Annotated in this window: 4 protein-coding genes and 2 pseudogenes; 2 read left to right on the forward strand and 4 right to left on the reverse strand. The window is 77.2% G+C overall.

The window, feature by feature from the left end:
- Nucleotides 1-7: 7 nt before the first annotated feature.
- Nucleotides 8-6,106: pseudogene (locus CKY47_RS21120) on the forward strand (SDR family NAD(P)-dependent oxidoreductase); the annotation flags it as partial.
- Nucleotides 6,107-6,172: 66 nt separating this feature from the next.
- Here CKY47_RS21120 and CKY47_RS21125 read toward each other — a convergent pair.
- Nucleotides 6,173-6,934 carry a DeoR/GlpR family DNA-binding transcription regulator gene (locus CKY47_RS21125; RefSeq protein WP_306747651.1) on the reverse strand — a complete coding sequence of 254 codons (762 nt, stop codon included), beginning with the start codon at nucleotides 6,932-6,934 and terminating at the stop codon, nucleotides 6,173-6,175.
- A 46-nt stretch (nucleotides 6,935-6,980) separates the two neighbouring features.
- Entirely contained in the window at nucleotides 6,981-7,769 is a 789-nt protein-coding gene (locus CKY47_RS21130) for a thioesterase II family protein (RefSeq protein ID WP_306747652.1), read from the reverse strand.
- A gap of 125 nt (nucleotides 7,770-7,894) precedes the next feature.
- On the opposite strand from CKY47_RS21130, the gene CKY47_RS21135 reads away from it, so the two are divergent.
- The gene (locus CKY47_RS21135; RefSeq protein ID WP_306747653.1) at nucleotides 7,895-10,561 is read left to right on the forward strand and encodes an AAA family ATPase; all 2,667 of its coding nucleotides are present in this window, start codon (nucleotides 7,895-7,897) and stop codon (nucleotides 10,559-10,561) included.
- Nucleotides 10,562-10,594: 33 nt separating this feature from the next.
- On the opposite strand, the pseudogene CKY47_RS21140 reads toward CKY47_RS21135, so the two are convergent.
- A pseudogene (locus CKY47_RS21140) lies at nucleotides 10,595-12,015 on the reverse strand (acyl-CoA carboxylase subunit beta).
- 90 nt (nucleotides 12,016-12,105) lie between these two features.
- Nucleotides 12,106-12,729, reverse strand: a complete 624-nt coding sequence (locus tag CKY47_RS21145) for a DUF742 domain-containing protein (RefSeq protein WP_306747654.1) — start codon at nucleotides 12,727-12,729, stop codon at nucleotides 12,106-12,108.
- Nucleotides 12,730-12,950 lie beyond the last annotated feature (221 nt).

Genomic DNA, 12,950 nt, shown 5'->3' on the forward strand with positions numbered 1-12,950 from the left:
GAGGATGAACGAGGACAAGCTGCTCGGCTACCTGCGGAAGGTCACCGCCGAACTGGCGCAGACCCGGGAGCGGCTGGCCGACGCGGAGTCGCGCGGGCAGGAGCCCGTCGCGATCGTGGGCATGAGCTGCCGCTACCCCGGCGGGGTCGACGACCCGGACGCCCTGTGGCGACTGGTGGACTCCGGCGGCGACGCCATCAGCCCGCTGCCGGTCAACCGGGGCTGGCCCGTGGAACTGCTGAACGAGAACGGGCCCGGCCGGGGCGGGTTCCTGCACGACGCCGCCGACTTCGACCCGGCGTTCTTCGGCATCTCACCGCGCGAGGCGCTGGCCATGGACCCGCAGCAGCGGCTGCTGCTGGAATCGGCGTGGGAGGCCGTGGAGCACGCGGGCATCGTCCCGGCGTCGCTGCGCGGCACCCGCACCGGCGTGTACCTCGGCGTCATGTACGGCGACTACGGCATCCTGCTCCAGACCTCCGAGGGCGACCACGAGGGCTACCAGGGCAACGGCAGCGCGGGCAGCATCGCGTCCGGCCGCGTGGCCTACACCCTCGGCCTGGAGGGGCCGACCCTGACCGTCGACACGGCGTGCTCGTCGTCCCTGGTGACGCTGCACCTCGCCGTGCGGGCGCTGCGGTCGGGGGAGTGCTCGCTGGCGCTGGCGGGCGGGGTCGCGGTGATGGTGCTGCCCTCGGCGTTCACCGAGTACGGCGCGCAGGGCGCGCTGGCCCACGACGGCCGCTGCAAGGCGTTCTCCGACGCCGCCGACGGTCTCGGCTGGTCGGAGGGCGTCGGCACGCTCGTGCTGGAGCGGCTGTCCGACGCGCGCCGCAACGGCCACCGCGTGCTCGCCGTGGTGCGGGGCAGCGCGGTGAACTCCGACGGCGCGTCCAACGGCCTCACCGCACCCAACGGCCCGTCGCAGCAGCGCGTGATCCGGCAGGCGCTCGCCGACGCGGGCCTCGGCACGGCCGACGTGGACCTGGTCGAGGCGCACGGCACCGGCACCGTGCTGGGCGACCCGATCGAGGCCCAGGCGCTGCTCGCGACCTACGGCCAGGGCCGCGCCGAGCCGCTGCGCCTGGGGTCGATCAAGTCCAACCTCGGCCACACCCAGGCGGCGGCCGGCGTGGCCGGCATCGTCAAGGTGGTGCAGGCGATGCGGCACGGCGTCGTGCCGCGCACCCTGCACGTGACCGAGCCGTCCAGCCGGGTCGACTGGGCGGCGGGCGCGGTGTCGCTCGCGCTGGAGCCCGAGCCGTGGCCGTCGGTCGACCGGCCGCGCCGCGCGGCGGTGTCGTCGTTCGGGGTGAGCGGCACCAACGCGCACGTCGTGCTGGAGCAGGCCGAGGAGGACGAGGAGCCCGCCGACCGGGCCGGCCTGGCCGGCGGTGCGGTGCCGTGGGTGCTGAGCGGTCGCACGCCGGCCGCCCTGCGCGCCCAGGCCGCGCGCCTGCTGGAGCGCCTCGCCCCCGACGCCGACCCGCTGGACGTGGGCTGCTCGCTGGCGCTCACCCGGACCGCCTTCGAGCACCGGGCGGCCTTCGCCGGGACCTCCGTGGAGGAGCTGCGCACCGGCCTGGCCGCCGTCGCCGCCGGGGACCCGGCCGCCACCACCGGCGTGGCCACGCGCGTCGAGCGCCCGGTCTTCGTGTTCCCCGGGCAGGGCGCGCAGTGGACCGGCATGGGCCGCGAACTCCTCGACGGCCACCCCGCGTTCGCCGCGCGCGCGGCCGAGTGCGACCGCGCCCTCACCCCGCACCTCGACTGGTCGCCGCTCGCCGTCCTGCGCGGCGAGCCGGGCACCCCGCCCGCCGACCGGGTCGACGTCGTGCAACCGCTGCTGTTCACCGTGATGGTGTCCCTGGCCGCCGTCTGGCGGGCCGCCGGGGTCGAACCCGCCGCCGTGCTCGGCCACTCCCAGGGCGAGGTCGCCGCCGCCTGCGTGGCGGGCGCGCTGTCCCTCGACGACGCCGCGCTGGTCGTCGCCGTGCGCAGCGGGCTGATCGGCGAGCGGATGGCCGGTCGCGGCCGGATGCTCACCGCCATGGCCCCGGCCGACCACCTCGCGGCGGTGCTGCGCCGGTTGGACCTCGCGCCCGACCAGGTCGCCGTGGCCGCCGTCAACGGCCCGCGCACCACCACCCTCTCCGGCGACCCCGACGCGATGACCCTGGTCGAACGCGCCCTCGCCGCCGAGCGGGTCATGCGCTGGCCGTTGCCGGGCGTCGACTTCGCCGCGCACTCGCCGCACGTGGCCGTGCTGCGCGACGACCTGCTGCCCGCCCTCGCCGGCGTGACACCGCGCGCCTGCTCCGTGACGTTCCACTCGACGTGCGACGACCGGGCCCTGCCCGGCGACGAGCTGGACGCCGGGTACTGGTACCGCAACCTGGCCGAACCGGTGCGCTTCGCCGACGGCGTCCGCGCGCTGGCCGCGGCGGGGCACCGGGTGTTCCTGGAACTCGGCCCGCAGCCCGTGCTGTCCCTGGGCATCCGGGAAACCCTGGAGGAGGCGGGCGCGGACGCCGTCGTGCTGCCCACCCTCCGCGCGGACGACGGCGGACCGGGCCGGGTCGCGGCCTCGATCGGCGCCGCGTTCGCGCACGGCGTTCCGGTCGACTGGGCGCGGGTCTTCGAGGGCAGCGGCGCGAGGGCCGTGCCGCTGCCGACCTACGCCTTCCAGCGGCAGACGCTGTGGCCCGAGGGCTCCCTGCTCGGCACGGGCGACGTGGCGGCGGCCGGGCTGGACCGACCCGACCACCCGCTGCTGGGCGCGCTCGTGCGGCTGCCCGGCGACGGTGGCCCGGTGTTCGCCGCCCGGCTGGCCGCCGGCACGCCCGACTGGCTCGCCGACCACGCGTTCGGCGGCACGGTGCTGTTCCCCGCCACCGGGTTCCTCGAACTCGCCGTGCGCGCGGGCGACGAGGTCGGCTGCGCCCGGGTCCGGGAGCTGACCGTGCACGCCCCGCTGGCCGTCGACGCGCCCGTGCAGCTGCGGGTCGTCGTGGGCGCCGACGACGGCGGCAGCCGGTCGGTCGCGGTGCACTCCCGTCCCGACGACGACCCCGACGCGCCGTGGACGCGCCACGCGGTCGGCGTCCTGGCCCCCGACGAACCCGGTGGGACCGCGGTCGAGCCGCTGCCCGTCGACGCGTCCGAAGTGGACCTCGACGGGCACTACGACCGCCTCGGCGCGGCCGGGTTCGGCTACGGGCCCGCGTTCCGCGGCCTCACCGCCGCGTGGCGGCACGACGGCGAGGTGACCGCCGACGTGGCGCTGCCCGAACCCGTGCGGGGACAGGCGGGCGACTACGGCCTGCACCCCGCGCTGCTCGACGCCGCGCTGCACGCCGTCGGCTTCACCGGCCCCGGCGCGGACCGCCCGCACCTGCCGTTCTCGTGGTCCGGCGTGCGCCTGCACGCCTCGGGCGCGCGGGCGCTGCGCGTGCGGCTGACCCCGGTCGGCGACGCGGAGTTCGCCCTGACCGCCGTCGACCCGGACGGCGGGCTGGTGCTCACCGTCGACGAGCTCGCCCTGCGGCCGGTGGCCGGCGCCCCGGACCGCGGCACCCGGTCGCTGTACCGGGTGGAGTGGACCACCCGGCTGCCCGAGGCCGACGCGCCGACCGGCACGTGGGCCGTCGCCGGGGCCGACGAACTCGACGTGACCGCCGCCCTGCACGCCGGGGGCCGCGTCACCGACACCGTGCCGGACACGGCGGCGGCGGGTCTGCTGCCCGAACCGCCGCGGGCCGTGCTGCTGCCGGTGACCGCCGACCCCCTCGCGGACGAGGCGGCGGCCACCGAGGAGGCGCTGGCCCGAGTGCTGGGCGAGGTGCAGGCGTTCCTGGCCGATGACCGGCTGCTGGACAGCGTGCTGGTCGTCGTCACCCGGAACGCCACGGCGGACCGGCCCGACCTCGCCGGCGCGGCCGTGGCGGGCCTCGTCCGGTCCGCGCAGTCGGAGAACCCCGGCCGCCTCCTGCTCGTGGACCTCGACGGCGAGGTGTCCTCGCTCGCCGCCCTCGGCGCCGCGGCGGCCCGTGCGGCGGCCCTGGGGGAGACCCAGGTCGCCCTGCGCGACGGCGTCGCGCTCGTCGGCAGGCTCGTGCGCTGCGACCCCGGGCCCGGCGAGGCGCCGCGGTGGGGTGCGGGGGCGGTGCTGGTCACCGGTGGCACCGGCGGGCTCGGCTCGCTCGTCGCCCGGCACCTGGTGGCCGCGCACGGCGTGCGGCGGCTGCTGCTGGTCGGTCGGCGCGGCCCCGCCGCCGAGGGCGCGGACGCGCTGGTCGCCGACCTCGCGGCCGCCGGCGCGCACGTCGACGTGGTGGCCTGCGACGTGGCCGACCGGGCCGCGCTGACCGGCCTGCTCGCCGAGCACCCGGTGACCGCCGTCGTGCACACCGCCGGCGTCCTGGACGACGGCGTGCTGGGCTCGCTGACCCCCAAGAGGCTGTCGGCGGTGTTCGGCCCCAAGGCGGACGCCGCCTGGCACCTGCACGAGCTGACCCGCGAGGCAGGGCTGTCCGCGTTCGTGCTGTTCTCCTCGTTCGCCGGCCTCGCGGGCACGCCCGGCCAGGCCAACTACGCCGCCGCCAACGCCTTCCTCGACGCCCTCGCCGCCCGCCGCCGCGCGGACGGCCTCGCCGCGGCGTCCCTCGCCTGGGGCACGTGGGCGTCCGCGGGCAGCCGGGACAGCGCGATGTCGGCCCGCCTCACCGACACCGACCTGCGCCGGCTCGCCGCGGGCGGGGTCGTGCCGCTGGGCGTGCAGGAGGGGCTGGCGCTGTTCGACGCGGCGATCGCCCGCGCCGACGCGGCGGTGGCCCCGGTCCGGTTCGACCTGCCCGGCCTGCGGGCGCTGCCGCAGCCGCCGCCGTTGCTGCGCGCCCTGGTCCCGGCCGCCCGCCGCACCGCCGCGGCGAGCGCGGCCGGGGGGCGGGACCTGCGGCGCGACCTCGCCGAGCTGGACGGGGCCACCCGGCTCGCCCGGCTCACCGACCTGGTGCGCGGCCTGGCCGCCGCCGTGCTCGGCCACCCCGACACCGACGCCGTCACACCCGAACGGGGCTTTCCCGACCTCGGGTTCGACTCGCTCACCGCGATGGACCTGCGCAACCGGCTGCGCGCGGCGACCGGTCTCGCCCTGCCCGCCGGACTGGTGTTCGAGCACCCCAGCCCGGTCGGACTGGCCGGTCACCTGGCCCGTGAACTGGACACCGCGCCCGACGAGCCCACCGCGACGACCCGGCCGACCGGGGAGGACACCGTCACCGCGCTGTTCCACCGCGCCCAGGCCGAGGGCCGCGCCGACGCCGCGATGGACCTGCTGCGCAGCGTCGCCCGGCTCCGGCCGGTGTTCGCCGACGCCCGGGGCCTCACCCGGCCCGTCCGGCCGGTGCGGCTGGCCAGGGGAGGGGCGGGCTCGCCGCACGTCGTCTGCGTCCCCGCCCTGGTGGCGCTCGCGGGCGTGCAGCAGTACGCGCGGTTCGCCGCCCGCTGCCGGGGGCGGGCCGACGTGTCCGCCGTGCCGCTGCCCGGGTTCACCGAGGGCGACGCCCTGCCCGCCGACCGGAACGCCCTGGTGGGCGTGCTCGCCGACGCCCTGGGCCCCGACGCCCTGGAGCCCGGCGCAGTGGGGGGTGCCGGCCCGCTCGTGCTGCTGGGCTCGTCCACGGGCGGCCTGCTGGCGCACGCGGTGGCGGAGGAGCTGGTCGCCCGCGGCACGCCGCCCGCCGGGGTCGTGCTCGCCGACACCTACCTGATGGACGCCGACTTCGTCCGCACCTCCGGCACGGGGCTGCTCGGCGGGCTCGCCGAGCGCAACAGCGGGTTCGCCGCGCCCGGCAGCGCGGGGCTGTCCGCGATGGCCTGGTGCTTCGACCTGATGTGGGACTGGCGGCCGTCGCGCGTGGGCGTGCCGACGCTGCTGCTGCGGGCCACGGAACCGCTGGCGCCCGAGCAGGAGGGCACCGACTGGCGCTCGCGCTGGGACACCGCGGACGCGGTCGCCGACGTGACCGGCAACCACTTCACGATCATGGAGGACCGGGTGGCCGGGACCGCCGACACCGTCCTGGGGTGGTTGGCCGGGCGGTGACCCGGCGGTGCGCGGCAGCGGCCGGTCCGTTCGGGCGGACCGGCCGCTGCCGCGCACGACGTCGCGTCAGACGATGACCACGCGCGGGCCGGCCGCCCGGAGCTCCTCGGCGACGGCGGAGTCGGTGCCGGAGTCGGTGATGAGCGTTTCGATGTCGCCGAGGTCGGCGAACCGCGCGAAGTGGTCGTTGCCGATCTTGGTGTGGTCCGCGAGCAGGACGCATCGCCGCGCGGCGCCGATGGCGGCGCGCTTGACCATGGCCTCGGCGGGGTCGGGGGTGGTGAGGCCGCGTTCGGAGGACAGGCCGTTGGTCGCGATGAAGGCGACTTCGACGAAGCTGTCCTTGAGCGCCTGCAACGCCCAGGCGTCGACGGTGGCCAGGGTGCGGCTGCGCAGTCGGCCGCCGACCAGCATCACGGTGAGGTTGGGCCTGCTGGTCAGCATCAGCGCGATGTTCACCGAGTGGGTGACGACGGTGAGTTCGCGGTCCAGGGGCAGCAGGTCGGCCATCTTCGCGGTGGTGGTTCCCGCGTCGAGCAGGATGGTGCCCTCGTCGGGGAGCAGGGCCAGGGCGGCCTTGGCGATGCGCTCCTTCTCGGCCGTCATCACGCCTTCGCGGGTGGCGATGGCGGGTTCGAAGCCGAGGCGCTCCACCGGGATGGCGCCGCCGTGGACCCGGCGCAGCACGCCGTGGCGCTCCAGCGCGGTCAGGTCGCGGCGGATCGTCTCGGTGGTGACGGCGAACTCCTCGGCCAACGCGGCGACGTCGACCCGGCCCTTGGCACGGGCGCGGTCGAGGATGACCTGCTGGCGCTCCTCCGCGTACACGTCCTACCCCACCCCCTGCGCGGAACCCCGGGAAGTCTAGTCGCGGTCATCCGAGCCCGGCAACGCGGTCGAGCTCGACCTCGATGGCCGACGCGACCGCCGCCTGCTGCCCGATGAGGAAGAAGTGCCCACCGGGGAACTCCCGCACGCGGAACGCGCCGGTCGTGTGCTCCCGCCACGCCTCGGCCTCGGCCGCCGTCGTCTTCGGGTCGTCGACACCGGTGAGCACGGTGATCGGGCACGACACGACGCGGCCGGGCGGGCACCGGTAGGTCTCGATCGCGCGGTAGTCGCCGCGGATCGCGGGCAGCGCCATGCGCAGGATCTCCTCGTCGCCCAGCACGGCGGCCTCGGTGCCGTTGAGCAGCCGCAGCTCGGCGATCACCCCCTCGTCGTCGAGGCGGTGCACGGTCTCGTCGCGGTGCGTGGAGGGACCGCGGCGGCCCGAGGCGAGCAGCGCGGCCGGCGCGCCGGGCAGCCCGGCGCGCTCCAGCCGCCACGCCACCTCGAACGCCAGCACCGCGCCCATGCTGTGCCCGAAGAACGCGGTGGGCCGGGGCGTGAGGGCGGCCAGTTCGGCGACGACGCGGTCCGCGAGCGTGCCGATGTCGTCCAGGCACGGTTCCCGGCGTCGGTCCTGGCGACCGGGGTACTGCACGGCCAGCACGTCCGCGCCGGGCGCGAAGCGGGCCGACAGCGGGTGGTAGAAGCTGGCCGACCCGCCCGCGTGCGGGAAGCACACGAGCCGGACGGGACTGTTCCCGCCGGGGTGGTACCGGCGCAGCCAGGCGGTCGAGGTCGTGTCTGCGGGCGTCGTCACGCGAGTCGTGCTCACGTTGCCAGTGAACAGTTCGCCCGACCGGCAAATCACTAGAAACGGACAAGGGGCGGTCGTCCGCGCGCGATCGGCGGATAGCGTTGGTCCCCGCGGGTGCGACAGCGCTGTCGGGAGGGGGCTTCATGCCGCAGGGCCTGCTCGGTCGGGAGGCCGAGCTGACCGCGGTGCGCCGCGCGGTGGCCCGGGCGCGTGCGGGCGGCGCGGGGATCGTCGTGCTGCGCGGACCGCGCGGCAGCGGCAAGACCGCGCTCCTCGACGCGTGCGCCGGGCTCGTCGGCGTGCCCGTCCGGTCGGTGCGCTGCACCGAGGGCGCCGCACCGGGCGAGGTGGTGGCGGGGCTGGTGCCGGACGCGTCCCCGGCGGGCTGCGCGCCGCCGTCCCACCGCTACCGGACGCGGCTGCGCGAACTGACCCGCGACGCGCCGCTGGCGCTGCTGCTGGACGACGCGCACTGGTGCGACGCCGAATCCGCCGAGACGCTGGACCTCCTGGTCAGGCGCGTTCCGCGGCTCCTCGTGGTGGCCGCCGTCGGCGGTGCGCCCCGGTCGGCGAACGGCACCTGGGGCGTGGCCGCGGCGCGGTCGCACGCGGTGGACCTCGCCCCGCTCACCGAGCAGGAGGTCGCCGAACTCGTGCGCCGCGAGTGGGGTGTGCCGGGTGACCCGGGGTTCGCCGCCGACTGCGCGCGCGTCACCGCGGGCAACCCGCTGGCCCTGCGGCTCCTGCTGGACCGGCTCAGGCGCGCCGGTGTGCGCCCCGGGAGCGGGTCGACGCGGGCGGTCGTCGCCGCGGGCGTCGAGGTGCTGGCCGATCTGCTGCCCGCGCACCTGACCCGCCCCGACGACGCGCCGGCCGTGGCCGAGGCGGTCGCCGTGCTCGGGATGACCGACCCGGCGTCGGTGGCGACGCTGGTGGGCGTGTCCGAACGGCTGGCCGCGGCCGTGCTCGCCGATCTCGGGTGCGCGGTCCTCCCGCGCGCCGATCCCCGTGCCGCCGATCCCCGTGCCGCCGATCCCCGCGCCGCCGGGCGGGGCGCCGCCGAACCGGCCGTCGCCGGCCTCGACCTCGCCGCGCGGGCCCGCCTGCTGGCCGTCCTGTTCGCCGACCTCGACCCGGCGGAGGTGACCGTGCGGCACGCCCGCGCGGCCCGGATGCTCAGCGACGCGGGACGTCCCGCCGCCGAGATCGCACCCCACCTGCTGGCCCTGCCCGAGCTGCCCCAGCGCTGGATGCGGGTGGTCCTGCGGGACGCCGCCCGCGTCGCGCCCGACCACGACACGACCGTGCGCTACCTCGACCGCGTCCTCACCGACTTCCCGGAGGACGTCCCGGCGCTGGTCGACTACGCGCGCGCCGTCGGCGACCGCGACCCGCACGCCGCGGACCGGCTGCTGCGCTCGGGCCTGGACGCCGCCACCGACCCGCACGAGCGGGCCACGCTGGCCATCGAACTCGCGCTCCTCGCCCCCGCCGTGCCCGGGGCGGAGCCGGTGCTGCCGCTGCTGGACGACGCGCTGCGCCCGCTCGTCGGCGCCGACCGCGAACTGCTCGTGCGCGGCCGGGCGGCGCGCCTGGCGGCCAGTTGGACGCGCGCCGCGGAGGTCTCGGGGGAGTCGACGCACCAGGCGCCCGCGGGCGACACCCCCGCCGAGCGGGTGGTGCTGGCGCTGCTCGCGTTCACCGACCTGCTGGGCGCGGCCCCGGCGGCGACCGCCGCGGCTCGCGCCCGCACGGCCCTCGCCGAACCGGGCGACCTGGGTTGGCCGCACGCCGCCGCCGCGTTCGCGCTCGCCGCGGCCGGGGACCCGGGCACGGCGGTCGCCCACCTCGGGCGGGTCCTGGACACCGCCGCCCCGACCGGGTGGACGCGGGCGCTCGCGGCGCTGCTGCGCGCCCTGGTCGTCGTCGACACCGGCGACCCGGCGGACGCGGTCGCCGACGCCTCCGCCGCGATCGACGCGCTGCGCACCGTGGACACCGCCCGGGTCGTCCTGGCCATCGCCCTGCACCGCCGGGGCGACACGCGGGCCGCCCTGGACGCGCTGCCCGGCACCGGCGCCGACGTCCCGGTGCTGGGACGGCCCCTCGGCCTGCTGCTGCGCGCGGACGCGGCCGAGGTGGCCGGGCGGCCGGACGAGGCGCTGCGCCACCTCGACCGGTGCGCCGTCGAGACCTCCGAACTGGGCGTGGGCAACTCCGTCCTCGCGCCCTGGTGGCTGCCCTCCGCCCGCCTGCACGCCGCCGCGGGCCGTTCCCGCCAGGCCGCCCACGCCGCGGCGGCGGCGTGGGCGGCGGCCGACCGCTGGGACACCCCCGTGTCGCGCGGCCTGGCACTGCTCACCGCGGGGCACGCCGCCGACCGCTCCGGGGTCGACCTGATCTCCGACGCGGTGGACGTGCTGGCCGGCACCCCGAACACCTGGCACCGCGTGCACGCCGAGGCGGACCTCGCCGAGGCGCTGTTGCGCGGCGGCGACCGGGGCGGCGCGCGCAAGTGGTTCCGCGCCGCGGCGGACCGGGCGGGCCGCACCGGCTACCGGGCCGCGGCCGAGCGGCTGAGGGCACGCCTCGTCGCCGCGGGCGGGCGCCTGCACCGCGGCGCGGACGAGGGGCTGACCGTCGCCGAGCGCCGGGTCGCCGAACTGGCCGCGGCCGGCGTGACGAACCGGGAGATCGCCGAACGCCTCCGGATCACCCTGCGCACGGTGGAGACCCACCTGACCAACGTCTACCGCAAGCTCGACCTGCCCGGCCGGTCCGCCCTGCGACCACCGTCCGAACGGGACTGACGGGGACCGGGCGGACCGGCTGCGAGCGGATTCCTACAGGGGGATGTTGCCGTGCGCGCCGCGCGCCGGCGCGGCCCCGGCCAGCAGGTGGGCGATCCGGCCGCGGGTCGCGGCGGGGTCGACGACCTCGTCCACCACGCCGATGCCCATGGCCAACCCGACGCCGCCCGCGATCACCTCGTGCTCGGCGGCCAGCCGCTCGCGCAGCGCGGCCCGCTCCTCCGGCGACTCGACGGCGGCCAGCTTGCGCCGGTGGATGATGTCCACCGCCGCGCCCGCGCCCATCACGGCCACCTCGGCGTCGGGCCACGCCAGCACGGCGGTGGCCCCGAGGGAGCGGGAGTTCATGGCGATGTACGCGCCGCCGTACGACTTGCGGGTCACCAGCGTCACCCGCGGCACGGTGGCCTCGGCGAAGGCGTACAGCAGCTTCGCGCCCCGCCGCACGACGCCGTTCCACTCCTGCGCCGCGCCGGGCAGGTAGCCGGGCACGTCGACCAGCACGACCAGCGGCACGCCGAACGAGTCGCACAGGCGCACGAACCTCGACGCCTTCTCCGCCGACAGCGAGTCCAGGCACCCGCCCTTGCGCAGCGGGTTGTTCGCCACCACGCCGACGGTCCGACCACCCAGCCGCCCGAAGCCGACCACGACGTTGGGCGCCCACTTCGCCTGGAGCTCGACGAACGGCCCGCTGTCCAGCAGCCCGCGCACCAGCGGCCGCACGTCGTAGGCCCGCCTCGGGTTGTCCGGCAGGCACGCGCGCAGGTCGGGGTCGTCGCCGAGCGACCCGGTGTCCACCGCGCCCTGGTCCGCCAGCAGCGACACCAGTTCGCGGGTGTGGTCGAGCGCCTCGTCCTCGGTGTCCACCGCGACGTGCACGACGCCGGACTTGCGGCCGTGCGCCTCCGGGCCGCCCAGCCCCTCCATGTCGACCGACTCGCCGGTCACCGCGCGCACCACGTCCGGCCCGGTGACGAAGACCCGGCCCGCGCCGGACATCACCACGACGTCGGTCAGCGCCGGACCGTACGCGGCCCCGCCGGCGGCCGGCCCGAGGACGACGGAGACCTGGGGCACCCGGCCCGAGGCGCGCACCATGGCCGCGAACATGCGCCCGATGCCGTGCATGCCGCCACGCCCTCGGCGAGCTTCGCCCCGCCGGAGTGCCACACGCCGATGACCGGCACGTCGTCGCGCACGGCGGTGTCGATGGCGTCCACGATGGGCGGGCACTCGTCCACGCCGATCGCGCCTCCCTTGACCGTGGCGTCGGTGCAGTACACGACCACCTGGTTGCCCGCGACCTCGCCGCGCGCCACCACGACGCCCACGCCCGGCTCCCGGTACGTCACCACGGCGGTGCCCGCGTCCAGCAGCCGCTCCAGTCGCCGCACCGGGTCGCGCGGGTCGGGCACGGCGCGGCCGGCGGGCAGGTCCAGGGTCTGCGTCATCGCGCGCTCCTCCTGTCGGGGCGGGGGAGCACCAGTCAAGCCGCGCGCGACTCCGGAAAACCCCAGTACTCCGGCGGACCGGGTCCGGGCTCAGGCCAGCCGCAGCAGTCCGGCGTGGACGCGGTGGAGCAGTTCCAGCGACGGGCCGTCGGCGGACGGCACGCGGTCGTCGTGCGCGACCACGAGGCCGTCGGTGATGGCGTCGCTGATCAGGACCCTGGCCACGCCCAGCGGCACGCCCAGGTGCACGGCGATCTCGGCCACCGACAGAGGCGCGCGGCACATGCGGTGCAGCCGGAGGGCGGTCGCGTCGGCGGCCGGCGGCGCGCCCGGCGCGGCCGACAGGATGGTCTCCAGGCGCAGTTCGTGGGTCGCCCGCGTGCGTCCCCTGGTGCGCACGTACGGGCGTGCCGTGGGCGCCGGCTGCTCCGCCAGCTCCTCGGCGGTGAAGAACTCGGTCGGCCCCTCCGCGGGGGCCGGTTCCGGTTCGGGCCCACGCTCCGGTCCGGACTCGGCCACCGGTCCGGGAAGGGGTTCCGGGAGCGGTTGCACGGCGGCCGGTGCGGGGGTCGGGTCCAGGGGCTTGGGGCGGAAGTCGTTGGCGGCCCACGTCTCGTAGTCGTTCCAACCGCCGAAGGCGAGGGGGTGGAACGAGGTCGCGGCAGGCTTGCTCTTGCGGCGCTTGTTCATGGCACTCGATCTGTCGGCGGGCACGCCCCCGTTGATCGGCCGATGGTGCCGGCCGAAGACTCGGGTTTCTTCCAGTCTTCCTGTGGTCGGGGTGTCTTCGCGTGCGGTCTGGGACACAGTAGGCACACTCCGCGCGTCGACAAAGGTAAAACCAGATCAACGCAGCCAAAGCCAAGCCACCTGTTTGGCGAACCAACACCCGCCAACTATGCTTGCGGCTGTGGCGGCGGTCACGTTCCGACGTC

The sequence above is a fragment of the Saccharothrix longispora genome (genome assembly GCF_030852425.1).
Taxonomy (GTDB): Bacteria; Actinomycetota; Actinomycetes; order Mycobacteriales; family Pseudonocardiaceae; genus Actinosynnema; species Actinosynnema longispora.